Origin of the sequence: Pseudomonas petrae, from assembly GCF_021728295.1 — a bacterium.
In the GTDB taxonomy this organism is placed as follows: domain Bacteria; phylum Pseudomonadota; class Gammaproteobacteria; order Pseudomonadales; family Pseudomonadaceae; genus Aquipseudomonas; species Aquipseudomonas petrae.
In genome coordinates, this window is the sequence record NZ_JAKJXE010000015.1 from 25,633 (window position 1) to 48,991 (window position 23,359).

The 23,359-nt window shown below is 60.9% G+C and carries 15 protein-coding genes and 1 pseudogene; 5 read left to right on the forward strand and 11 right to left on the reverse strand.

What is annotated here, in order from left to right; genetic code table 11:
- Position 1: 1 nt before the first annotated feature.
- From L4G42_RS21910 to glnE, 8 genes are all read right to left on the reverse strand, one after another.
- Positions 2-1,453 (reverse strand): lipopolysaccharide kinase InaA family protein, encoded by a 1,452-nt coding sequence (locus L4G42_RS21910; RefSeq protein ID WP_237261202.1) that lies wholly within the window; start codon positions 1,451-1,453, stop codon positions 2-4.
- A 51-nt stretch (positions 1,454-1,504) separates the two neighbouring features.
- Complete coding sequence (locus L4G42_RS21915; RefSeq protein WP_237261204.1) at positions 1,505-2,260, reverse strand: lipopolysaccharide kinase InaA family protein; 756 nt, start codon at positions 2,258-2,260, stop codon at positions 1,505-1,507.
- Positions 2,257-2,991: a lipopolysaccharide kinase InaA family protein gene (locus L4G42_RS21920; protein WP_237253483.1), complete on the reverse strand. Its 735-nt coding sequence runs from the start codon at positions 2,989-2,991 to the stop codon at positions 2,257-2,259. The genes L4G42_RS21915 and L4G42_RS21920 overlap by 4 nt, the downstream gene beginning before the upstream one ends.
- Positions 2,991-3,797 carry a lipopolysaccharide core heptose(I) kinase RfaP gene (gene rfaP / locus L4G42_RS21925; RefSeq protein ID WP_237253484.1) on the reverse strand — a complete coding sequence of 269 codons (807 nt, stop codon included), beginning with the start codon at positions 3,795-3,797 and terminating at the stop codon, positions 2,991-2,993. Before rfaP ends, L4G42_RS21920 begins: the two co-directional genes overlap by 1 nt.
- Positions 3,794-4,918: a glycosyltransferase family 4 protein gene (locus L4G42_RS21930; RefSeq protein WP_237253485.1), complete on the reverse strand. Its 1,125-nt coding sequence runs from the start codon at positions 4,916-4,918 to the stop codon at positions 3,794-3,796. The genes rfaP and L4G42_RS21930 overlap by 4 nt, the downstream gene beginning before the upstream one ends.
- Entirely contained in the window at positions 4,918-5,982 is a 1,065-nt protein-coding gene (gene waaC / locus L4G42_RS21935; protein WP_237253486.1) for a lipopolysaccharide heptosyltransferase I, read from the reverse strand. Before waaC ends, L4G42_RS21930 begins: the two co-directional genes overlap by 1 nt.
- A 1-nt stretch (position 5,983) precedes the next feature.
- Positions 5,984-7,018, reverse strand: coding sequence for a lipopolysaccharide heptosyltransferase II (gene waaF / locus L4G42_RS21940; protein ID WP_237253487.1), 1,035 nt, complete (start codon positions 7,016-7,018; stop codon positions 5,984-5,986).
- Between the two features lie 247 nt (positions 7,019-7,265).
- Positions 7,266-10,217, reverse strand: coding sequence for a bifunctional [glutamate--ammonia ligase]-adenylyl-L-tyrosine phosphorylase/[glutamate--ammonia-ligase] adenylyltransferase (gene glnE / locus L4G42_RS21945; protein ID WP_237259804.1), 2,952 nt, complete (start codon positions 10,215-10,217; stop codon positions 7,266-7,268).
- A 384-nt stretch (positions 10,218-10,601) separates the two neighbouring features.
- Between glnE and aceE the strand changes: the two genes are divergently transcribed.
- The 4 genes and pseudogenes from aceE to msrA all read left to right on the forward strand — a co-directional run bounded on the left by aceE (position 10,602) and on the right by msrA (position 19,041).
- Positions 10,602-13,247 carry a pyruvate dehydrogenase (acetyl-transferring), homodimeric type gene (gene aceE / locus L4G42_RS21950; protein ID WP_237261206.1) on the forward strand — a complete coding sequence of 882 codons (2,646 nt, stop codon included), beginning with the start codon at positions 10,602-10,604 and terminating at the stop codon, positions 13,245-13,247.
- A gap of 146 nt (positions 13,248-13,393) precedes the next feature.
- On the forward strand, positions 13,394-15,064 hold the full coding sequence (gene aceF / locus L4G42_RS21955; protein WP_237253490.1) for a dihydrolipoyllysine-residue acetyltransferase: 1,671 nt from the start codon (positions 13,394-13,396) through the stop codon (positions 15,062-15,064).
- 489 nt (positions 15,065-15,553) lie between these two features.
- Positions 15,554-18,247: a putative bifunctional diguanylate cyclase/phosphodiesterase gene (locus tag L4G42_RS21960; RefSeq protein ID WP_237261208.1), complete on the forward strand. Its 2,694-nt coding sequence runs from the start codon at positions 15,554-15,556 to the stop codon at positions 18,245-18,247.
- Positions 18,248-18,378: 131 nt separating this feature from the next.
- Positions 18,379-19,041 (forward strand): annotated as a pseudogene (gene msrA, locus L4G42_RS21965) (peptide-methionine (S)-S-oxide reductase MsrA).
- Between the two features lie 271 nt (positions 19,042-19,312).
- Here the strand turns inward: msrA and L4G42_RS21970 are convergent.
- Entirely contained in the window at positions 19,313-20,152 is an 840-nt protein-coding gene (locus tag L4G42_RS21970) for a 23S rRNA (adenine(2030)-N(6))-methyltransferase RlmJ (RefSeq protein ID WP_237253492.1), read from the reverse strand.
- Between the two features lie 329 nt (positions 20,153-20,481).
- Here L4G42_RS21970 and L4G42_RS21975 point away from each other — a divergent pair, with 329 nt between their 5' ends.
- Entirely contained in the window at positions 20,482-20,745 is a 264-nt protein-coding gene (locus L4G42_RS21975; protein WP_237253493.1) for a hypothetical protein, read from the forward strand.
- Positions 20,746-20,791: 46 nt separating this feature from the next.
- Here the strand turns inward: L4G42_RS21975 and L4G42_RS21980 are convergent, their stop codons facing one another.
- Together L4G42_RS21980 and gbdR are read right to left on the reverse strand one after the other, a co-directional pair.
- Positions 20,792-21,712 (reverse strand): halovibrin HvnA, encoded by a 921-nt coding sequence (locus tag L4G42_RS21980; RefSeq protein ID WP_237253494.1) that lies wholly within the window; start codon positions 21,710-21,712, stop codon positions 20,792-20,794.
- A 324-nt stretch (positions 21,713-22,036) separates the two neighbouring features.
- A complete protein-coding gene (gene gbdR, locus L4G42_RS21985; protein ID WP_237253495.1) occupies positions 22,037-23,140 on the reverse strand; it encodes a choline metabolism transcriptional regulator GbdR in 1,104 nt (367 codons plus the stop codon).
- Between the last annotated feature and the right edge of the window lie 219 nt (positions 23,141-23,359).

The following is a 23,359-nucleotide window of genomic DNA, read 5'->3' on the forward strand; positions in this document are numbered from 1 at the left end:
TTCAGCCCTCCGTTTTTGCAACGGTCGGAATGCGCTGCTCCAGCACTTGGTGCAGCGCGCTGTCCGCCGGCCAGTTGCGCATGAAGCGCGCGCGGTCCTTGGCGAACGCCGTCGCGAACGAGGTCTGGGAGCCGTGCTGACACATGGCATCCAGATCGATGAGCGACCAGCGATCGTTGTGCCAGAACACGTTGTGGCCTTTGAGATCGCCGTGGCTGATGCGCTCGCGGATCAACTGCGCAAACAGCCTGTCCAGCGCCTGCAATTCGGCGTCTGGCGCATCGCCAGACGCTACATAGGGCGCAAAGCGCTCGATGATGTCGGGCCCCGGCAGGAACTCGGTCACCAGATACGCTTCGCGGCGCAGCCATAAAAAGCGTTTTTCCAGCAGCGCCAGCGGTTTGGGCGTTGCGATGCCGAGGAACCGCAACCGATTGCCTTCACGCCATGAGTGCCAGGCACGGGACGGGCGCCAGAAACGCTTGAGCCAGTGCGCCAGGTTCTTGATGTTGTAGCGCTTGATCACCAGTTCGCGGCCGGCGACGTCAACCTTGGCGACGCTGGCCGCACCACCGGTCTTGTACAGATGACCGCGCTCGACCAGCACGTCTGCCTTCTCCAGCACCGGCAGCATTCCGGCGACTTCCTCGCGACGAATCGCGCGCAGGGCAAACGGCCCGTCTTCAACGCTGAACAGGCTGCATTCACGGCCGATCTTGATCAGGTAATCCCGCAAGCGCCAAATGCGCACCTTGTCGATCTGCTTTTGCAGCGCCTCGACCGGCAAGCCGTGCTCGCCATTGCTCAGCAGGTAATAGACCAGCAGTTCTTCGGTGAACGGCTCCAGCGACTTGGGCAACTGGGCGAAGAACACACCGAGGTTCTCCAGCACCTTTTGCCGGGACAACGGCTTGCCCGCTTGCTCGACGCGAATGCCCGCGCCGTCGATCAGGTACAAGGTCGAGCCCTGACGCAGCAGGTTGTCCAGATGCAGGTCTTCTTGCCACAGGCCTTTGGCGTGCATCTGACCCACAGCGGCCAGAGCATCGCCCAGCACTGACTGCTGTGCATCGGCCAGAGGCGGAAGGTCTTCCACCGATTTCCAGGCATCGCCCAGACTTTCGGCCTGATCCAGAAACTCGAACAACAGCCAGCCGCCCTCACCTTCTTGCAGCCCGTCGGCCAGCAGCAACGGCGTCGGCAAGCCTTGTTTTGCCAGCGCCTGTACGCCGTCGCGTTCACGCTGGAAATGCCGAGGGGCTTTTGAGCCGACCAGCAACTTCGCCAGCACCGTGCGCCCACGCCAGATGCCGGCGCCGACGTACCGCTGACCGGGCAGGACGCGCAGCAGGCTGAGCAATTGCAGCTCGGCAGGGCCGGCCGCATCCTCCAGCGCAATGCTCATTGGCAGCGCAGGGGTGCGACCGGCGTTTTTCAGTTCGGACAAACGCATCGGCGCCCTCTTTGATCAATCCAGGTTAAGCATTTCAACCCGGAACTCTGTTTACCGATCCCGGCGCTTGTGACTGCCCCGTTTGGCGACCCGCTGCCACCAGGCTTCGACCAGCCCGCTGTCGGTCGGGGCGTGCAGGTAAGCCGCGAGCAGTTCGCGGATTTCCGTTTCGTTCCAGACCGGTGCGCGGCGCAGCAGAGGCTCGATGTCCTTGACCCGGTCACGCTGGCCGAAAATCGACTTACGCGTCTTCTCAAGGTCGATCAGCTGCGCAATATACTTGCCGCCCCGCGCCCGCATGAAAATATGCTTGGGGTAGAAACAGCCATGCACTTGCCCGGCCTTGTGCAGCGTGCGCGCCAGTTGCCCGCACGCTTGCAGGATCGCCAGGCGCTCGGTGGCCGGCCGCTCGTGCCAGTCCTGCAACAGCGTGTCCAGATCCGTCCAGCCATCCAGCGCGCGGGTCATCAGAATCGCGCGGCGCTCGCCGTCGACTTTCCTGTCGGCGTAGAACACCGCATGCAGCGCCGGAATACCCAGCTTCTGATACAGGCTGATGTTGCGAAATTCCCGGGAGAACGAAGGCTCGCCAAACGGGTGATGCAGGGTGTACGTCAGGTAGTTGCTCTGGCGCTTGAGGTAATACCCGGAGCCTTCCAGCTCCAGGCGAAACACACTGCTCCAGCCGCCGCGACCGGTGTTGGGCTCATCCACCGCGTCGAGCTCGACGTTCCACAACGCATCGAAGTCCGCCAGACCGTGCCGCTCCAGCAGCCCCCGGTCGGCGTCAGCAATGAAAACACTCATTCGCGACCCTCAAAAAAACTGACGATGTGGCGGATGCGTTTTTTATCCGAATCGTTCAAGCGTTGGCGCCCACGGTATTGCAGATAGAAACGCAGGCGCTGGGTGGCCGACAGGTGATATTTGGCGACCTTGTCCAGGCAGGCGAGGTCTTTGGTGATCCGATAGCGCAGCATGAAGCTGACCCAGAACGCGCCGTTGGGGCAGTCGATCAGGAACACCGTCGACTGATCGTCCACCAGCAAGTTGCGCCACTTCAGATCGTTATGGGTGAAATGATGGTCGTGCATGGTTCGGGTGTAGTGCGCGACCTGCTGGCTGACGCCGTTGACCCATGAACGGCTGTCCAGGCGCGTGTCGTTGACCCGCGCCAGTTCGGACAGGTCTTCGGTGCGCGGCAGTTCGCGGGTGATCAACGCGCCGCGATCATACGCAGCGCCGTTGCGCTCCAGGCCCCAGGCGACAACTTCTGCCGTCGGGATGCCCCATTTGGCGAAGCGCTTGAGGTTCTGCCATTCGGACTTGACCCGCGGCCGCCCCAGATACCGACGCAAACCCTTGCCGGCAGCGACGTAACGCTTGACGTAGTAATTCACGCCATCGCGCTCGACGCGGATGACTTCGGACAACGGATCCCGGGTCAGGCGCTCGCCTTTGAGGGCGAACACGGCGTCGAGGGTGCCGAAGTCGTCCGTCAGCGCGGCGTAGCCAGGCTCCAGATTCCAGCCCGCCATCAGAGCGCGTCCCCGTAACGCAATTTGCGCTGATAGAGCTTTTCGGCCTTGCCTTCAAGCCAGCTCAACAGCGCCGATTCCTGGGCCAGGACCTGACGCAGCGGCTGCTGGAAATAGCCCTTGAGAAACCGCAGTTTGTCGCGTCGGGTCAGGCCAATGTCCATCGCCGAGAAATATAGCGCGGCCAGGTCCTTGTTGCGCCAGCGCTGGGTGATCGCCGGACGCGTCTGCGCGCGGTGCAGGTCGATCACCGAGAGCTTGAAGTCGTCGGGCGTGACCGGCTTGTCGGTGTGCAGCAAAAAATGACAGATGTAGCAGTCGCGGTGATTGACACCGGCGCGGTGCATCATCCCGACCAGCCGCGCCACTTCGGCGATGTACGCGCGCTTCATGCGCGGCTCGGGCGGTTCGGTGCGCCAGTTGAGGCTGACGTCTTCCAGGCTCTCGGTCGGCGCCAGCTCTTCGGTGATGATGAACGAATGCTGCATGGCCGGATTGTTGCCGCGCTCGCCGTATGCCACGGCGGTCATGGTCGGGACGCCAACCTCATGCAGACGATTGACCGCGTCCCACTCCTGACCCGCGCCGAGCACCGGCAATTTGGCGGTCAGCAGGTTTTTCGCCACTTCACCCCAGCCGATGCCGCGGTGGATCTTGACGAAATAACCGCGTCCGTCGACCTCGGTGCGCAACGTGCGCCGGTTCTCGAGTTCGCGATAGACCTGGCCTTCCAGCGCCTCGACGGCCTCGAACGCATCGCGCCCGGCCCAGAGGCTCTTGAAGGGTTCAGCAAGGATCAGTTTCATCCGTGGTGCTCCGCCAGAATCACATCCGCAGCGTGCTGCGGCATGCTGTAAAGATCAGCCGTGTCGGCGAATGCCAGCCCGTTGCGGCTCCAGGTGCTGCGCGCGGCATCGTCCTTGAGGATGCGGGCCAGGTATTGATTGAGCTGGTTCTGTTCGAACGGCTCATCGAGCACCAGACCGCTGTCGGCTTCAGCGATGTAATGGGCGTACCCGCACACCGCGCTGACTAGCACCGGGAGTCCTGCCACCAGCGCTTCAAGCAGCACGGTGCCGGTGTTTTCGTTGTACGCCGGATGAATCAAGAGGTCGGCGCCCAACAGAAAACGCGGGATGTCGCTGCGCCCTTTCATGAACGTGACGTGATCACCCAGGCCCAGCGTCGTGCTCTGCAGCTGGAATACCTTGGGGTCGTCCTGGCCGATTACAAACAGCCGCGTGCGTTTCTTCAGTTCAGCAGGCAGTGCCGCCAGTGCCTTGAGGCTGCGATCGACGCCCTTGGTCTTGAAGCCGGAGCCAATCTGCACGAGCAGCAGGTCATCGTCAGCCAGCTTGAATTCGCGTCGAAACTCGGCGCGGATCTCGGCGGCGTTGGCCGGCGCGCGGCGGTCCTGGGAGATCCCCGGCGGCAACAGATGAAAGCGCGCAAGCGGCGTGTCGTAATGCTTGATGAACAGCGGCTGCTGCACTTCGGAAATCATCAGCACTTCGGTCTTCGCGTCTTTGGCGAAGACCGCGCGTTCGTAGTCGGCAAAGTGACGGTAGCGGCCCCAGTATTTGTACAGACCGTGGCGCAGGTTCTGCGCCTTGTCTTCGTAGCAGCCGTCTGCGGCGTAATACACGTCCAGACCGGGCATCTTGTTGAAGCCGATCAGCCGGTCCACGGGACGCTTGGCCAGGTCGGCGTTCATCCAGTCGGTGAGTTTTTCGTTGCGACGGTGATTGAAGATCGCCTTGACCGGCGCCACCAGCACCTCAAAGCCGGGCGGCACATCGCCCTCCCAGATCAGCGTGTAGACGCGGATTTTATGGCCGCGCTGCTGGCACTCCAGGGCGATGCGCATGAAGTCACGCTGCAGGCCGCCGAAGGGGAAGTATTTATAGAGCACGAATGCCAGTTGCATCAGGGATGTTCCTTTGCCAGCAATAGCGCGCCTAACTGGTTCGCTACCCGCTCGGGATTCAGGCGAGTAAAGCACATGGGCCACTCGCGTTCGGTATCGACCTGACGCTGATCTTCAGGCGTCGGTCGATAGGTGCATTTCTTTTGCAGGCACGGCGCGCAGGCTGGGTATTCCGCCGCCAGATGAACCTGCGACCGGCCGTAGGCGCCGGTCAGACCCGGATTGGTCGGGCCGAACAGCGACAGCGTCGGCACGTCCAGCGCTGCAGCCAGATGGCCGAGGCCGGTGTCCACCGCAACGCAGCCCTGTGCGCCCGCCAGCACGCGGGCAACGCCTGCCAGATTGAGTTTGGGCAACACGACGGCATTATCAAGGCCATCGGCAATGCGCTCGGCCCGTGCCTTCTCGGCCGGGTTGCCCCACGGCAGCCGCACTTCAAGTCCCTGACCGATCATGCGTTCGGCCAATTGCCGCCAGTAAAGCTCGGGCCAGTGCTTGGTGTCCCACGTGGTGCCATGAAGGAACAGCACGAACGGCGCGTCGTGGGTGGCGGTGAGCAAGCGGCTGCGATCAAGGCCGTAATCGCCCAATCCCGCCGGCACCTGATAACCCAGCGCCCGGGCGAACAACTGACGCAAGCGCTCGACCGCATGCTGGCCGCGGGCAACGGCATAGGGGCGATCGTAGAAACGAGCGGCCATGGGCTCGCGTGCCGAGGTCTTGTCCAGCCCGGCGATGGGCGCTTTGACGTAGCGGGTGAGCCAGGCGCTTTTCAGCAGGCCCTGGGCGTCGATCACCAAGTCGTAGCGGGTGTCGCGCAGACGCTGTTTGAACTGGCGCCATTCCCCGTTTTTGAGGGTCTGCCATAGGTTCTTGCGCCAGCGACGAATGGCCACCGGAATCACGTTGGCGACGGCCGGATGCCAGGTCGGAATCTCGGCGAAGCCCTCTTCCACCACCCAGTCGAACTGGATGCCCGGCAGCGCGCGCATGGCGTCAGTCAGCGCGGGCAAGGTGTGGATGACGTCACCCAGTGACGAGGTTTTGATCAGCAGTACCCGCAAGTCAGGCGACCTCGACCGGGGCGGCGCCAATGCGGCCGAGGGCCTGGATCACCGAGTCCGGCTCCAGCAGGCGCAGGCAGTTGTAATGGCCGAAGCGGCAGGTGCGTTCGAAACACGGGCTGCACTCGATGCCGAGGCGGACGATCTCCACTTCATCGGCCAGCGGCGGCGTGAAGCCCGGCGAGGTCGACCCGTACACCGCCACCAGTGGGCGATTCAGCGCGGCGGCCACGTGCATCAGCCCGGAATCGTTGGAGACCACGGCGTCCGCGCAGGACAGCAGGTCAATGGCTTCGGCCAGTGAAGTACCGCCACTGAGGTTCATGGATTCTTCGCGCAGGCCTGGAATCAGCCGCTCGCGAATGCTTTCGCCCACCCCATGGTCGTTCTTCGAGCCGAACAGCCAGACTTGCCAGCCTTCACGAATCTTCACTTCGGCGACCCTGGCGTAGTGCTCGGAAGGCCAGCGCTTGGATTCACCGAACTCGGCGCCCGGGCACAGCGCGAGCACCGGCCGATCAAGGCTCAGGCCGAACTTGGTCAACGCCGCGTCGCGGCTCGTGGTTTCAATTCGCAGGCTGGGTTTGGGATACGGGCGCGGCAGCTCGGCGCCTTTGTCGTAGGCCAGCGCCATGAAGCGCTCGATCATCAGCGGGTAGCGCTGCTTGTCGAGGGTGCGCACGTCATTGAGCAGGCCATAGCGAAACTCGCCACGCCAGCCCGTGCGCTTTGAAATACCGGCGAAGAACGGCACCAGCGCCGACTTTAGCGAGTTGGGCAGCAGAATCGCCTGATCGTATTGGCCCTTGAGGGATTTGCCGATGCGCCGGCGCGTGGCCAGCTCCAGCGCGCCATGGCCGAGCGGGAAGCTCAAGGCCGTGCGCACTTCGGGCATGCGTTCAAGAATCGGCCGGCTCCACTCGGGCGCCAGCACATCGATTTCGCACTGCGGGTGACGCTGCTTCAGGCACTGGAACAGCGTCTGCGCCATCACCATGTCACCGACCCAGCTGGGCCCTACGATCAGAATTCTCATGCTCATCCAAAAACGACCAGAAACGAGCAGGGAGGCCCATCAAACAGCGCGATGCTTGCACACGCCGCCTGACGCCTCCCTGTCATAGCTATATAGAACCGGATGGGATCCACCAAACTCCGGATCCGGTTGCGCACCCTCTGACGCCATCGCGGGCAAGCGCGCTCCTACAGGAGACAGCGCTCAACTGTGGGAGCGCGCTTGCCCGCGATGGGGCCGGCGAGCTCAATGAAGAATCCTTCATTTATTAACTCAGCCCCAACTGCTCCCAGATCCGCATCACTTCGCGCCGTTCGGTGGCGAACTGGTCGCCGGCCACAACACCCGGATCGTTCTGCAACGCCTGTCGGTGAGCGGCCGAACGGTAGGCCTTGTACGCCTCACGCAGCAGACCGGCATCGGCGACGGCCATCAGACCCGCCTCTTCCAGGCCTTCGAGAATACGGATGTTATCGGTGTAACGAAGCAGCGCGGGATGCTCTCTGGACCACGCCAGGGCCGCGTATTGCACCATAAATTCAATATCGACGATACCTCCGGCGTCCTGCTTGAGGTCGAACCGCGTCGTTGGCTCAAACGCATTAGCCCCCTTGCCGGCCGCCGTTGTGCGGGTGCCAAGGTTGTCGCGCATCTTGGCGCGCATCTCGCTGACCTCCAGGCGGAGCTTCGGCAGGTCCCGTTCGCGGCCCAGCACCGAGGCGCGCACGGCCTCGAACTGCCTGCCGACATCGGTGCTGCCCACCAGCACCCGCGCGCGCACCAAGGCCTGATGCTCCCACGTCCAGGCCTCGTTCTCCTGATAACGGGAAAACGCACCGAGCGAACTCACCAGCAAACCCGCCGCGCCGGACGGGCGCAGGCGCATGTCGACTTCGTAGAGCAGCCCGGAGTTGGTCTGGGTGGTGATCAGGTGGATGATTCGCTGGCCGAGCCGGGTGAAGAACTGCGCGCCATCGATCGGCTTGGCGCCGTCGGTTTCAGCCTGGGGATCGCCATCGTGGATGAACACCAGGTCCAGATCCGAGCCGTGACCCAGTTCGATGCCGCCGACCTTGCCGTAGCCGACGATGACGAAACCGGGATCACACAATGTGCCATCCGGACGGCGCGGCGCACCATGACGGGCGACGGTGTGGCGCCAGGCGAGGGCCAGCACTTGCTCCAGAATTGCCTCGGCCAGCCAGGTCAGGTAATCGCTGACTTTCATCAGCGGCAGGCTGCCGGCGATTTCCGAAGCGGCCACCCGCAGACGGTGCGCCAGTTTGAAGTGCCGCAGCGCTTCCATTTGCTGTTCGAGGTCGTCCTCGGGAATCCGCGTCAGACGCTCACGCAGCTCTGCGGCAAGCTCGAGCGCCTGAGGCGGACTGAACAAGCGACCTTCGTTAAGCAGCTCATCGAGCAGCAACGGGAAACGGGCGATCTGCTCGGCAATCCACGGGCTGGCCGCGCACAGGGTGAGCAATCGACGCAGCGCGCCAGGGTTTTCGGTAAGCAACACCAGATACGCCGAGCGACGCGCCACCGCTTCCACCAGCGGCAGCACTCGCTCCAGCACCAGATCAGGATTGTCGTGCTCGACCGCTTGGGCGAGCAGGCGCGGAATAAAGGCATCGAGCCGCTCACGCCCCAGACGCTGCATCGAGCGCAGTTGCGAGCTGTTGCGCAGGTTGCTCAGATTTTTCAGCGCCTTTTGTGCGTCGGCGAATCCGCCCTCCTGGAGCTGGAGGCAGGCGCTTTCTTCGTTCTGCGATTCCTCCCACAGGGGCAGCCACTCGCCACCGACGATTTCTTCGCCGTGGGCCTCCTGGCCTTCTTCCTCGTCCGGGTCAGCGATGACCTGACGGAAATGCCACTCGACGCGCCCACGCCAGTACATCAGCTGCTCATGAAAGCTTGCCCAATCGGCAAACCCCATCATGAAGGCGATGCGCGCCTGATCCTGCGGGTCGTCAGGGAGCATTTGCGTTTGCCGATCAGCGATCGCCTGGATGGCGTGCTCGGTGTAGCGCAGAAACTGATAGCCCTCACGCAGTTCATCAATGACGGCAGCGGGCAGATAGCCTTGGCCTTCAAGGGTTTTCAGCACCTTGAGCAGCGGTCGCTGCTGCAAGCTCAGGTCGCGACCGCCGTGAATCAACTGAAACGCCTGGGCGATGAATTCCACTTCACGAATGCCGCCGGACCCGAGCTTGATGTTCTCTGCCATGCCCTTGCGCCGGACTTCCTGCTGGATCAGCTGCTTCATGGTGCGCAGCGCTTCAATGGCCGAGAAATCCAGATAGCGGCGATAAACAAACGGCCGAAGCATGTCGAGCAGCTCGCTGCCCTTCTCCTGATCGCCGCCCACCACCCGCGCCTTGATCATGGCGTAGCGTTCCCAGTCACGGCCCTGATCCTGGTAGTACTGCTCCAGCGCGTTGAAGCTGAGCACCAGTGCACCGGAAGACCCATACGGGCGCAGGCGCATGTCGACACGAAAGACAAAGCCGTCGACCGTGACCGGGTCCAGGGCCTTGATCAATCGCTGACCAAGGCGGATGAAAAACTCCTGGTTGTCCAACGGGCGTTTGACGCCTTGGGTTTCACCGCCTTCGGGATAGGCGAAGATGAGATCGATGTCGGACGACAGGTTCAATTCGACGGCGCCCAGCTTGCCCATGCCGAGGATGACCATCTGCTGCGGCTCGCCGGTCCGACGGCCGGTCGGCGTGCCGAATTGCTGGCAATGCCGCTCGTACAACCACCTGTAAGCCAGATCAATGCAGCCATCTGCCATGTCCGAGAGATCGCGGCAGGTTTCAACCAGATCGGCCTGTCGGGTCAGATCCCGCCAGATAATTCGCACTTGCTGGCGCGTGCGTTGACGACGTAGATTACGCCCCAGTTCATCGTCGCTGGCAGCCTGAATGACTGCATTGGCGATGTGCCCAAGCAGCTCGCCGGGCGCAAAACTGCGCTCCAGCTCGCCGGATTCAGCGAGGTTGAGCAGCATCAGCGGATCTCGTGAAACCTGATCGGCGACGAAGTCGCTGGCCGCACACACACGATCGAACGCCAACAGCCGCGCCTCGGGCCAGGCCTGAAATGGCTGCCTGACGTTATCTGTCAGGGAATCGAGAGCGGTGCGCCAGGATTGGCGCGCACGAGTGACCAACGGCAGAAGGACAGCCGGCAGCTCGGCCAGCAGGGGAAGGCTCATGGTCTATCCTTGATCGGCGTTCAAATGTCAGTCCGACCGGGCGGTTGTATACACGCAACGGACGGACTGTCGAACAAAGGTTAAAAATTGCTGATGGCTGGCGATTCTTGGTTGCCAGTATGTTCCATCAGGCGACTCGTCAGATTTTTGCACCGATAACACTGCTTTACCGGACACTGCACCACGAGCGATAACAGCGCTCAGCTGTAGTTTTACTACTGTATATACAAGTCAAAAAGCTGAATTAGCCCGAGATTTGTAGTAAAACTACACAACGCCGGGAACCGATCCGGCCATCCAAGAATTTACATCGTCTGCCCACAAGGCCAGTCGTAACAAACTCAGGCAACCGATTCTGGAAGCCTTTCCGCCCTGGAGCAAGCCATGCAAGACCTCGATCCCGTCGAAACCCAGGAATGGCTGGACGCCCTGGAATCGGTTCTCGACAAAGAAGGCGAAGACCGTGCTCATTACCTGATGACCCGTATGGGTGAGTTGGCCACACGAAGTGGTTCGCAACTGCCTTACGCCATCACCACGCCTTATCGCAACACCATCCCCGTTACCCACGAAGCACGTATGCCCGGCGACCTGTTCATGGAACGCCGCATCCGCTCGCTGGTACGTTGGAACGCTTTGGCGATGGTGGTCAAGACCAACATCGGCGACCCGGATCTGGGCGGCCACATCTCCAGCTTCGCTTCCAGTGCAACCCTGTACGACATCGGCTTCAACTACTTCTTTCAGGCCCCGACCGACGAACACGGCGGCGACCTGATCTACTTCCAGGGTCACGCATCGCCAGGCGTCTACGCCCGTGCGTTCATGGAAGGCCGCATCACCGAAGACCAGATGAACAACTTCCGCCAGGAAGTCGATGGCAATGGTCTGTCGTCCTATCCGCACCCGTGGCTGATGAAAGACTTCTGGCAGTTCCCGACCGTTTCCATGGGTCTGGGTCCGATTCAGGCGATCTACCAGGCGCGCTTCATGAAGTACCTGGAGCACCGCGGTTACATCCCTGAAGGCAAGCAGAAAGTCTGGTGCTTCCTGGGCGACGGCGAGACCGACGAGCCGGAATCCCTGGGCGCCATCGCCCTGGCCGGTCGCGAGAAGCTCGACAACCTGATCTTCGTCGTGAACTGCAACCTGCAGCGTCTGGACGGTCCGGTTCGCGGCAACGCCAAGATCATCCAGGAACTGGAAGGCGTGTTCCGCGGTGCTCAGTGGAACGTGACCAAAGTCATCTGGGGCCGTTTCTGGGACCCACTGCTGGCCAAAGACGTTGACGGCATCCTGCAACGTCGCATGGACGAAGTCATCGACGGCGAATACCAGAACTACAAAGCCAAAGACGGCGCTTTCGTGCGCGAACACTTCTTCAACTCGCCAGAACTCAAGGCGACGGTTGCGGATATGTCCGACGACGAAATCTGGAAACTCAACCGTGGCGGCCACGACCCGTATAAGGTCTATGCGGCTTACCACGCAGCGGTGAACCACAAGGGTCAGCCGACCGTGGTTCTGGCCAAGACCATCAAGGGTTATGGCACCGGCGCCGGTGAAGCGAAAAACACCGCGCACAACACCAAGAAGGTCGACGTCGACAGCCTGCGTCACTTCCGTGACCGCTTCGACATCCCGATCAAAGACGATCAGCTCGAAGCCCTGCCGTTCTTCAAGCCTGAAGAAGGCAGTGCCGAAGCGCGTTACCTGGCCGAGCGTCGTGCTGCACTGGGCGGCTTCGTGCCACAGCGTCGTGCGCAAAGCTTCAGCCTGCCGACCCCGCCACTGGAAACCCTCAAGGCGATCCTTGACGGCTCCGGCGACCGCGAAATCTCCACCACCATGGCGTTCGTGCGCATCCTGACCCAACTGGTCAAGGACAAGGAAGTGGGGCAGCGCATCGTCCCGATCATCCCGGACGAAGCCCGTACTTTCGGTATGGAGGGCATGTTCCGCCAGCTGGGTATCTACTCTTCCGTAGGCCAGTTGTACGAGCCGGTCGACAAAGAACAAGTGATGTTCTACCGCGAGGACAAGAAGGGTCAGATCCTCGAGGAAGGCATCAACGAAGCCGGCGCGATGTCTTCGTTTATCGCTGCAGGTACTTCGTACAGCAGCCACAACCAGCCGATGATTCCGTTCTACATCTTCTACTCGATGTTCGGTTTCCAGCGTATCGGCGACCTGGCATGGGCCGCAGGCGACAGCCGCACCCGTGGCTTCCTGATCGGCGGCACCGCCGGTCGTACCACCCTGAACGGTGAAGGTCTGCAGCACGAAGACGGTCACAGCCACATCCTGGCCTCGACCATCCCGAACTGCCGCACCTTCGATCCAACCTACGGCTACGAGCTGGCGGTGATCATTCAGGACGGCATGAAGAAGATGTTCGAAGAACAACAGGACGTCTTCTACTACCTGACCGTGATGAACGAGTCCTACGCGCAACCTGCCATGCCGGCCGGTTCCGAGGAAGGCATCATCAAGGGCATGTACCTGCTCGAAGAAGACACCAAGGAAGCCGCGCATCACGTGCAGCTGCTGGGTTCGGGCACCATCCTGCGTGAAGTACGCGAGGCGGCGAAGATCCTGCGCGAGCAGTTCAACATCGGCGCGGACGTCTGGAGTGTCACCAGCTTCAACGAATTGCGTCGCGACGGCCTGGCCGTAGAGCGCAGCAACCGTCTGAAGCCGGGTCAGAAGCCACAGTTGAGCTACGTTGAAGAATGCCTCAACGGCCGTAAAGGTCCGGTGATCGCTTCGACCGACTACATGAAACTGTTCGCTGACCAGATCCGTCAGTGGGTTCCGACCAAGGAATACAAAGTTCTGGGCACCGACGGTTTCGGCCGTAGCGACAGCCGCAAGAAGCTGCGCAACTTCTTCGAAGTTGACCGTCACTTCGTGGTGCTGGCCGCCCTGGAAGCCTTGGCCGATCGCGGCGATATCGAACCTAAAGTCGTGGCGGAAGCCATTGCCAAGTTCGGCATCGATCCTGAAAAGCGCAACCCGCTGGACTGCTAAGGTCTGCGTAATGATCGAATAGAGCGCTGAAATGTGCGCGAAACAGCCGCCGATGCGGAATTTACTTCGGTAAATGAGCATCGAGGCTGTTTCGTTGCAGATGAATCGGCGCAGTCGAGGAACAGGTTCTCCTAAGGAGAGACATTGTGAGTGAGTTAATTCGCGTACCCGACATCGGCAACGGTGAAGGTGAAGTCATTGAGTTGATGGTCAAGGTCGGTGATCGCATCGAAGCTGACCAGAGCGTGCTGACGCTGGAGTCGGACAAGGCAAGCATGGAAATCCCTGCGCCTAAAGCCGGTGTCATCAAGGCGATGAAAGTGAAGCTGGGCGACCGACTGAAAGAAGGCGACGAATTGTTTGAGCTGGAAGTGGAGGGCGATGCGGCGGCCGAGCCTGCCGCTGCACCTGCTGCTGCCGCGCCTGCCCCTGCTGCTGAAAAGCCAGCCGAGAAGCCAGCCGAAGCCCAGGCGGCGCCAGCCGCAGCGGCTGCACCTGCTGCTTCGGATACCGTCCAGGACATTCATGTTCCGGACATCGGTTCGTCGGGCAAGGCTCGCATCATCGAGCTGATGGTCAAAGTGGGCGACAGCATCGAAGCTGATCAATCCTTGATCACCCTGGAATCCGACAAAGCCTCTATGGAGATCCCGTCTCCAGCCGCAGGCGTTGTCGAAAGCATCAGCGTCAAGGTCGAAGACGAAGTCGGTACCGGCGATCTGATTCTGAAATTGAAAGTCGCCGGCGCTGCACCGGCTGCCGCGCCTGCTCAGGCCGCTGCCCAGGCTCCGGCCAAGGCTGAAGCGGCTGCTCCGGCGGCCGCTGCTGCTCCGGCTGCGAAAGCTGAAAGCGCTCCGGCGCCTGCTGCCGCACCAGCCGCTGCACCTGCGAACAATGGCGCCAAGGTTCACGCTGGCCCGGCTGTTCGTCAACTGGCTCGCGAGTTCGGCGTTGAGCTGAACGCTGTTTCGGCAACCGGCCCCCACGGTCGCGTGCTGAAAGAAGACGTCCAGGCGTACGTCAAATCGATCATGACCAAGTCCAAGGACGCGCCTGCTGCTGGCGGCGCTGCCGGCGGCATGGGCATCCCGCCGATTCCGGAAGTCGATTTCAGCCGTTTCGGCGAAACCGAAGAAGTGCCGATGACGCGTCTGATGCAACTGGGCGCAACCGGTCTGCATCGCAGCTGGCTGAACATTCCGCACGTAACGCAATTCGACCAGGCCGACATCACCGATCTGGAAGCTTTCCGTATCGCGCAGAAAGCCGTGGCTGAAAAAGCCGGCGTCAAGCTGACCGTGCTGCCGCTGCTGCTCAAGGCGAGCGCGCATTTGCTCAAGGAACTGCCGGACTTCAACAGTTCGCTGGCGCCAAGCGGCAAGGCGATCATTCGCAAGAAGTACTTCAACATCGGCTTCGCGGTGGATACGCCGGAAGGCCTGCTGGTCCCTGTGATCAAAAACGTCGACCAGAAGAGCCTGCTGCAACTGGCGGCCGAAGCGGCCGAGCTGGCGGAAAAAGCGCGCTCCAAAAAGCTGTCGGCTAACGACATGCAAGGCGCCTGCTTCACCATCTCCAGCCTGGGCCACATTGGCGGCACCGGCTTCACGCCGATCGTCAATGCACCGGAAGTGGCGATCCTTGGTGTGTCGAAGGCCACCATGCAACCGGTCTGGGACGGCAAGGTTTTCCAGCCACGCCTGATGCTGCCGCTGTCGCTGTCCTACGATCACCGCGTGATCAACGGCGCCGCCGCAGCGCGTTTCACCAAGCGTCTAAGCGAATTGCTGGCGGACATCCGCACGATTCTGCTGTAAGCCCTACAAGGCCCGTTTCACGCGAAACGGGCCTTCGCTTTCTCGAGCTGCCACGCTCGTACCTCAACCCCGCTCACTGGCGGGGCTTTTTTTGCCCGGATTTTTACCTCAACGCCTGCTACGGTCGCCGGCCCTGGAACCTCCAAATAGAGATGACACGCCGCGCCGCCGTAAGAGCCGGCTTGCTGGCGACAGCTTTTTCCAGACCCCGCAGCGCTCAATGACCCACCGCCACCGCGGGCACGCGCGCGCCTACAGTATTCGGTCACGCTGCCGATACCTGATCATGCACACAAAACAACCGCTTCACCCTCACCCCGACAATCCGACCAATTACCTTCAGTAAATCAACCGTCTGCCGACAGTTTTATAGCACTAAGCCATCGCGCTCACTTGTCAGCCCGTTCGCCATGATGCAACCTTGCGGCACGCGACTTAAAGACGGGCTCCTTGCCCGTGCGCGACAGCACCCTGAAAGCGAGTTCCTTCATGAAAAGCCAACCTGATGCTGCCGGTAGACCGGCGGCCGAGGTCGTGACGCAATTACCGGTGCCCTCGCGGCTCGGCATGCTGCGTTTCGAGCGGCTGAATGAACCCAGTTGGGCCATGCTCTACCTGGATCCGAATTGCGAAAAACAATTCAGCATGCCCGCCGTCGAACTCTGCGCGCTGGTGGGCACGCCTTACGCCAGCCTCATGGAGCCCGAAGCGCGCTATCAACTGCACGACGCCGTGCAGATGCAACTGGCGGGCGGCGCCCATTACTTGATCCGCTACACCCTGCACACGACGCGCGGCCCATTGAATCTGGTGGAAATCGGTGAGGGGTACAAGCAACGCACCCGGCATCTGCTGCGCGGCTACCTGATAGTGGTTGATGAGCAGGTCGAGCCCGGCGAACAGATCATCAGCCCCGATCTTGAGGTGCAGAACTCGCGCCTGCAGATCGCGCTGGAACTCAATCAACGCGCCCAGCATGAACAGTTGCTGCACCTTGAGCGGGTCCGTGGGCAGCAAAGCCTGATTCTGCGCCTGGCGCGCCATCGCTACAGTTCGAACAATTCGCTGCAGGAAGCCGCAGAGCTGATCACCAAAAGCGCCTGCGAAATCTACGACATCTCCTGCGCCAGCCTGTGGAACCTCAACGGCAAGACCCTTGAGCCGATTGCCGAGTATCGCCGCGATACCAGTACGTTCCCCAAGACCGACGCGATCGACATCAGCGAATTCCCCAGCTACCTGGACGTGCTGCACACCAGCCGCGCCATCGACGTCAACGATGTCGAACAGGATCCGCGTACGCGCGAACTGGTTCAGCGACTGCGCACCCAGGACATCACCGCCATTCTTGACGCCGCCGTGCGCATTGATGGCCAGGTGGTGGGCGTGCTGTGCCTCGAGCAGACCGGTAAGCCACGGGAGTGGCAGTCCGATGAAATTGCCTTTGCCGGTGAGCTGGCCGATCAGTTTGCCCACGCCATCAACAACCACAACCGCCGCACCGCCACCAGCGCCCTGCACCTGTTTCAGCGTGCCGTTGAGCAGAGCGCCAATGCGTTTTTGCTGGTCAATCGCGACGGCGTGGTCGAGTACGTCAACCCGAGCTTCACCGAGATCACGCAGTACCCCGCCGATGAGGTTCATGGGCATCGCCTGTCGGAGCTGCCGGCGCTGGAAAATCTCAGCGCGCTGCTGCTAGACGCGAACTCCAGCCTGGTTAACGGAAACAGCTGGCAGGGCGAGTTCAAGAGCCGGCGCAAAAATCTGGAACCGTACTGGGGCCAGCTGTCGATTTCCAAGGTCTACGGCGACAACCGCGAGCTGACCCATTACATCGGCATCTACGAAGACATCACCCAGGCCAAGCTCTCCCAGCAGCGGATCGAGCGCCTGGCGTACACCGACAATCTGACCAGTCTGGGCAACCGTCCGGCGTTCATCCGAACCCTGGACGAGCACTTTGCCCGCGATGTCGCGACGCCGATCAGTCTTTTGCTGGTGGATATCGACAACTTCAAGCGCATCAACGACAGCCTCGGCCACCAGACTGGCGACAAGCTGCTGATAAGCCTCGCCCGTCGCCTGCGCAATAGCCTGAGCCCGACCGGCATTCTGGCGCGCTTTGCCAGCAACGAATTCGCTGTACTGCTCGACGACACCAGCCCCGAGGAAGGCCAACGGGTGGCCAGCCAGGTGCTGAGCACGCTGGACAAGCCAATGTTCGTCGATAATCAGTTGATCAGCGTAACCGGCTCGGTGGGGCTGGCTTGCGCGCCGATCCATGGCCGCGATCCGCAGACGCTGATGAAAAACGCAGGCCTGGCGCTGCACAAGGCCAAGGCCAACGGCAAGCATCAGGTGCAGGTGTTCACTGAAGCGCTGAACGCCGAGGCAAGCTACAAGCTGTTCGTCGAGAACAACCTGCGTCGCGCGCTGACGCAAAACGAACTTGAAGTCTTTTATCAGCCGAAACTGTGCTTGCGCAGTGGCCGTTTGCTGGGCATGGAAGCGTTGTTGCGCTGGAATCATCCGGAAAAAGGCATGATCCGCCCGGATCAGTTCATCAGCGTTGCCGAAGAAACCGGCCTGATCATCCCGATCGGCAAATGGGTCGCGCGCCAGTCCTGCCGCATGAGCAAGCAACTGACCGCCGCCGGATACGGCAAACTGCACGTGGCCATCAACGTGTCGCCGAAACAGTTTTCCGATCCGGAGCTGGTCTCTTCGCTGGCCAGCATTCTGCGGGACGAACAGCTCGACGCGTCGCTGCTGGAACTGGAACTGACTGAAGGCCTGCTGCTGGAAGCAACCGAAGACACGCGCCTGCAACTCGAGTCGCTGAAGACCCTCGGCCTGACCCTGGCGATGGATGACTTCGGTACCGGGTATTCGTCGTTCAGTTACCTGAAGAAATTCCCCATCGACGTGATCAAGATCGACCGCAGCTTCATTCGGGACATCCCGGATGATCAGGACGACATGGAAATCACCTCGGCGGTCATCGCCATGGCGCACAACCTCAAGCTGACGGTGGTCGCCGAAGGCATCGAGACGGCTGCACAGCTGGCCTTCCTGCGTCGCCATCGCTGCGATGTCGGTCAGGGGTATCTGTTCGACAAGCCGATTCCGGGCGAAGAGCTGATCGAGAAATTGCGTCGCTACCCGCGCGGTCCGCTGGCCTGAGCCCCCCTTCCCCGCATCACATCAGTGCGGCACACTTGCCGCCCTGCATTTGCATCAGCCGATTCTGACCCCATATACGGTTTTCACTGACAACGCCTGTTGGTTGTCCTGCCCCAGAGAGGATGTGCCTCATGGTCTTGCGCTCGGAAATTCTTGTGAATAAAAACGCTCTCCCCACCGCCCAGCAGGCACTGCCTGGGCGCGAAACACACATGACGCTGCCTGAAACCCATTTCGTCACAGGCACTCCTCTCCTCGGGCCGTTCTTTAACGAGGTCGAGTTCGCCATCTTCGGCCTGGGGTGTTTCTGGGGAGCAGAACGTCGCTTCTGGCAGCAAGAGGGCGTGGTCAGCACCGTTGTCGGTTAAGCGGGCGGATTCACGCCGAACCCGACGTACGAAGAAGTCTGCTCGGGGCTGACAGGCCACGCCGAAGTGGTCCTCGTGGTGTACGAACCTGCGAAGGTCAGCTACGAAGCGCTGCTGGCGATGTTCTGGGAATTGCATAACCCGACACAAGGCATGCGTCAGGGCAACGACATCGGCACGCAATACCGCTCGGTGATCTACGCGACAACGCCTGAGCAACTGCAGGCGGCCAACGCAAGTGCCGAGGTGTATCAGGCCGAACTGGCCAAGGCCGGCCTTGGGGAAATCACCACCGAGATCGACCAGGCGCCTACCGTGTACTTCGCCGAGGCGTATCACCAGCAATACCTGGCGAAGAATCCCCAGGGCTACTGCGGCATCGGCGGAACCGGCGTCTGCATGCCGCCGAGTCTGGCGGGTAACTAAGCCACAACGGCGGCGTCGACAGTCCTACTGACAGGTCGCGTACACCAGTAGGACTGGCTTTAGCCGGGAAGACGTCGGGTGTCACGCCGCAAATTTGATGGTGTTCAATCTGGCCCCTTCCCGGCTAAAACCGGTCCCACTGACAGGTCGCGTGCACCAGTAGGACTGGCTTTAGCCGGGAAGACGTCGGGCATCACGCCGCAGAATTGATCGAGTCCAAGCTGGCCTCTTCCCGGCGGAAGCCGGTCCCACTGACACGAGCCACGGCTGATTACTCCGCAATCAACCAATCCATCTTCCAGTCGCCCTGGGTCTGGCCGAGCTTCTTCGCCAGCCACGGCATCAATTCGCGCAGCTCCTCTTCCAGCCCCCAAGGCGGATTGGCGATCGCCAGGCCGGAGCCGTTGAGGCTGTTGGGTGTGTCCAGCGGATGTACGAACAACTCGACCCGCAGCAGCTTCGGTGCGCCGGTTTCGGCCAGTTCCTGATAGAAACGCTTGAGCGCGCGCTGGTCCTTGATCGGGTACCAGATGGCGGCGACGGTCTGGCGCATCCGCGCAACGGTTTCCTTGAGGGCGACGGAGCAGCGCTTCATCTCGTCCAACTGCTCGAACGGCGGATCAATCAGCATCACCGCACGCTTCTCGTGAACCGGCAACAAGGCGCGGGGCACATGCCAGCCTTCGCCCAGGTGCACGGCGACACGGCGGTCGTATTTCATGTTGTCTTTGAGCAGCGCGCCGTCTTCGGGGTGCTTTTCGTTGAGCAGCACGCGGTCCTGTTCGCGGGTCAGGCGGCGGGCCAGTTCGGGCGAGCCCGGGTAGTAACGCAGCTCGCCGGCCTTGCGGTTCATCTGGCGGATCGCGTCGATGTACCCCGCCGCCATCTCAGGCACATCATTGGCATCCCAGAGGCGGCCTATGCCTTCGATCCATTCGCCGGTGCGCGTGGCCTGATCGCCCTGTAAGTCATACAGGCCGATGCCCGCGTGGGTGTCGAGATAAGCGAGTGGCTGCTCCTTGCGCGACATGAGCGCGATCAAGCGAGTCAGAACGATGTGTTTGAAAACGTCGGCGTGGTTGCCGGCGTGGAAGGCGTGGCGGTAATTCATGGCGGCTCCTGGAAGGCTGCGGAGTCTATCAAAACAGCCGATGTTGCGCAGACCACTCATGCCCTGCCGATCGAAAGTCCAAACGCCAGGCAAAAAAATCCCCGGTTAAGCCGTTACAAAACCGGGGTGAGGCATTTGCGCGGGCCAGAGGGTGACCAAACCGTAGTCTGCGCAATGTAAGTAAGGCGACTATGCCAAATGAATTAAACAGTTACATAGCCGAAAACGACACGCTGATACGTATGCCAGACATCCGCGACGCGAGCGCTTGCCGAGCTCATACGCGCACCACCAGAATCGGTTCAATCTCAATAAACGGAGCGCACGTCATGATGCACGCAGACCTCATCGACCAGGACGACCTGATCAGCCAACTCAGGGCGATCGGTCTCGAAGTGCCTTCCGGTGTCAGCGCAGAACAGGCGTGCGCTCAGGCGGTGCGCGGACTGAATAACGATCGCGCCCGCGAACTGCGCAAGCTGGTCGAGAAGCTGCTGAGCGGCAGTGCGACGATTCTGCCGGCGGTAAGGCAGGCGATCGATCAGCAACTGTTGCCGTCGCTCGCGACATACAACAGAAACATGCATCGTTAGTTTGGGTTTTGGCTAACGTGTCAACACAGTAATTTACCAACGCCCGTCACAAACAGGACGTTGCACCCGGTTGGCAATATTGGTCCGCCGGGTCATAGGTAAAATTGGCACTTCCCGTCACAGCAGCAGGCAGTGTCATACGAACGATTGGAATAAACGCCCCGCCTGTGCTTCTGAAAAAGTCCCACTGGTCATGCCTGGCGCCTTTCAAACCACTGGCCTGCTCATAAAAGAACGCCTGAATGGGAAGTTGAGTCGGAATATCCTGCGCCCACGCCTGGACAATTATTTCATTATAGTGATGCGGCAAACTGCCTGGCACCAGGTGCATGGCCTGAAGAGACTGATAGAACGATTCCGCACCCAACTCGTTCATGGAGTCTCGCACATCGAACGAACATACATAACTGTAGATATTGTTCTGATCGGCACCTGAGGGACCTTTATCGAAATGAGCTTTCCATTGGGCTGCTGTCGAGATGCCCTGCGACTGACAGCGCTTGCTAACAACTGGATACTGAGTACTCTCGCCGCACCCCGGTTGCGCGCGAATCCATGTGTAACCGTCGATGGGGAACGAGCACAGCACTTGCAGGTGTTCCTTGTCGGCGGGCGCAGCGAGAATGGGATAGAGGATGAATCCGTTATCAGTGCCAACCGCCAGGTGGTCGAAATTTGAGTCCTTGCGTAGATAAGAGAACGATACGCCTGTCCTTCCAGGGACAGCATTCCAAGCATGATAGTCCATGGACTCATTAGTGCCCCTGAACAATACCCCGGAGCATAAGAACGCAGGCATCGATTCACTGCCGCAATTGCGCCGAGTGTCCAGATAGTTCGCCTGGATGGCCGCCGCCACCGCCGCGCCATCTAATGTATTAACGCTCTGACTTTTCTGAGGAGGAGTTGTTTGACTGCTGCAACCGCAGACCAACGCGATGGATAAAAGCAGGACGGACAGTTTCATGATGAGCGCTCCTTGCCACGAACCGATCCTTAAACAACGAAGGCATTAACGGTATGGAAGTTTTTATACGCGCGATATCGATTCATGAAAACTGTCAGAAATGACAGTGCCACCGAGATAGTTCTTTAACAGACACATGCGTGCCACAGGGAGCTGACTCCGTCAGTCAGGGATACATCGGAGCAATGATTCAAAAGAGGGGGTTATTTCGAATTAGTCTAACTACCTGTGAATGCTCGGGGGAGGAGTGTTCTGCCGGAGAAGCATGCTCCCCCGACAGACCCCACAGGTTTGATAGCGGTGCTTTGCGTTAAAGCCCCGGCCCTACAACCGCACACTCGCAAACGTCGATTCATTGCGCGCCTGACTCAGCGCCGACAGCGGCCCGGACAACGGAGCAAGCACGATCGACTGCGGGATCGGCAGCATCGCTACCTGCTGGGCGGTGTTGGAACCGACGCGCTCGTCCCGTGGCGGGATGCCGAAGTATTCGCGGTAGCACTTGGAGAAGTGCGGCGTGGACACGAAGCCGCACACCGACGCCACTTCGATGATCGACATCGGCGTTTGCTTGAGCAACTGGCGGGCGCGGATCAGGCGCAGCTTGAGGTAATAACGCGATGGCGAGCAGTGCAGGTATTTCTGGAACAGCCTTTCCAGCTGACGCCGGGACACTGCGACATACACCGCGAGTTCGTCCAGATCAATCGGCTCCTCCAGGTTGGCTTCCATCAGCGCAACGATTTCCTGCAGCTTCGGCTGATTGGTGCCGAGCATGTGCTTGAGCGGTACGCGCTGATGATCCTGTTCGTTGCGGATGCGTTCGTAGACGAACATTTCCGAGATCGCGGCAGACAGCTCACGGCCATGATCGCGGCTGATCAGGTGCAGCATCATGTCCAGCGGCGCGGTGCCGCCGGAGCTGGTGAAACGGTTGCGGTCGAGGGTGAACAGGCGCGTGCTCATGGCGACGCGGGGGAAAGCTTCCTGCATCGCAGCCAGACATTCCCAATGCACGCTGCAATCGAACCCGTCCAGCAAGCCCGCGCAGGCCAGCGCCCAGCTGCCGGTGCACACGGCGCCGAGACGACGGGACTGCCGCGCCTGGCTCTGCAGCCAGCTGACGTGTTCGCGGGTGACGGTGCGCTGAATGCCGACGCCACCGCAGACGATCACGGTGTCGAGCACAGGCGCCTTGTGCATGGCCGCGTCCGGAGTGATCTGCAGACCGTCGCTGGCCCAGACCTGGCCGCCATCAGCCGTCAGTGTGGTCCAGCGATACAGCTCACGGCCCGAAAGCTGATTCGCCATACGCAGGGGCTCGACCGCTGACGCGAGGGAGATCAATGTGAAGTTGTCCAACAGCAGGAAGCCGATGGATTGGGGCGCACGGTTCTGGGGTTGAGCCCCGGAGTTGAACGAAGTCATCACAATTTCTCCTCACGCGTAAAACGGTTGATGGCCCCGCCAGGAGGCTCTTGTTGTATCGCCCTCATCTGTGGAGAGCTTTGTCATTGCAACGCAAATGCCATGCCTAAAGTTGAATGAGCATTCAACAACCCCTGATTGCGACGTCGCGAAGCGTCTATTCGGGAGCGACACAACGATTCAAATCGCGACCCCGAGGGGTGCTGAGCCGCAGACGCG

Coding starts and splice junctions, on each gene's coding strand:
- waaF (WP_237253487.1), bottom strand. CDS start 7,018: ATGAGAATTCTGATCGTAGGGCCCAGCTGGGTCGGTGACATGGTGATG.
- aceE (WP_237261206.1), top strand. CDS start 10,602: ATGCAAGACCTCGATCCCGTCGAAACCCAGGAATGGCTGGACGCCCTG.
- L4G42_RS21915 (WP_237261204.1), bottom strand. CDS start 2,260: ATGAGTGTTTTCATTGCTGACGCCGACCGGGGGCTGCTGGAGCGGCAC.
- L4G42_RS21980 (WP_237253494.1), bottom strand. CDS start 21,712: ATGAAACTGTCCGTCCTGCTTTTATCCATCGCGTTGGTCTGCGGTTGC.
- rfaP (WP_237253484.1), bottom strand. CDS start 3,797: ATGAAACTGATCCTTGCTGAACCCTTCAAGAGCCTCTGGGCCGGGCGC.
- gbdR (WP_237253495.1), bottom strand. CDS start 23,140: ATGACTTCGTTCAACTCCGGGGCTCAACCCCAGAACCGTGCGCCCCAA.
- L4G42_RS21975 (WP_237253493.1), top strand. CDS start 20,482: ATGATGCACGCAGACCTCATCGACCAGGACGACCTGATCAGCCAACTC.
- L4G42_RS21920 (WP_237253483.1), bottom strand. CDS start 2,991: ATGGCGGGCTGGAATCTGGAGCCTGGCTACGCCGCGCTGACGGACGAC.
- L4G42_RS21960 (WP_237261208.1), top strand. CDS start 15,554: ATGAAAAGCCAACCTGATGCTGCCGGTAGACCGGCGGCCGAGGTCGTG.
- L4G42_RS21910 (WP_237261202.1), bottom strand. CDS start 1,453: ATGCGTTTGTCCGAACTGAAAAACGCCGGTCGCACCCCTGCGCTGCCA.
- L4G42_RS21930 (WP_237253485.1), bottom strand. CDS start 4,918: ATGCAACTGGCATTCGTGCTCTATAAATACTTCCCCTTCGGCGGCCTG.
- glnE (WP_237259804.1), bottom strand. CDS start 10,217: ATGAGCCTTCCCCTGCTGGCCGAGCTGCCGGCTGTCCTTCTGCCGTTG.
- L4G42_RS21970 (WP_237253492.1), bottom strand. CDS start 20,152: ATGAATTACCGCCACGCCTTCCACGCCGGCAACCACGCCGACGTTTTC.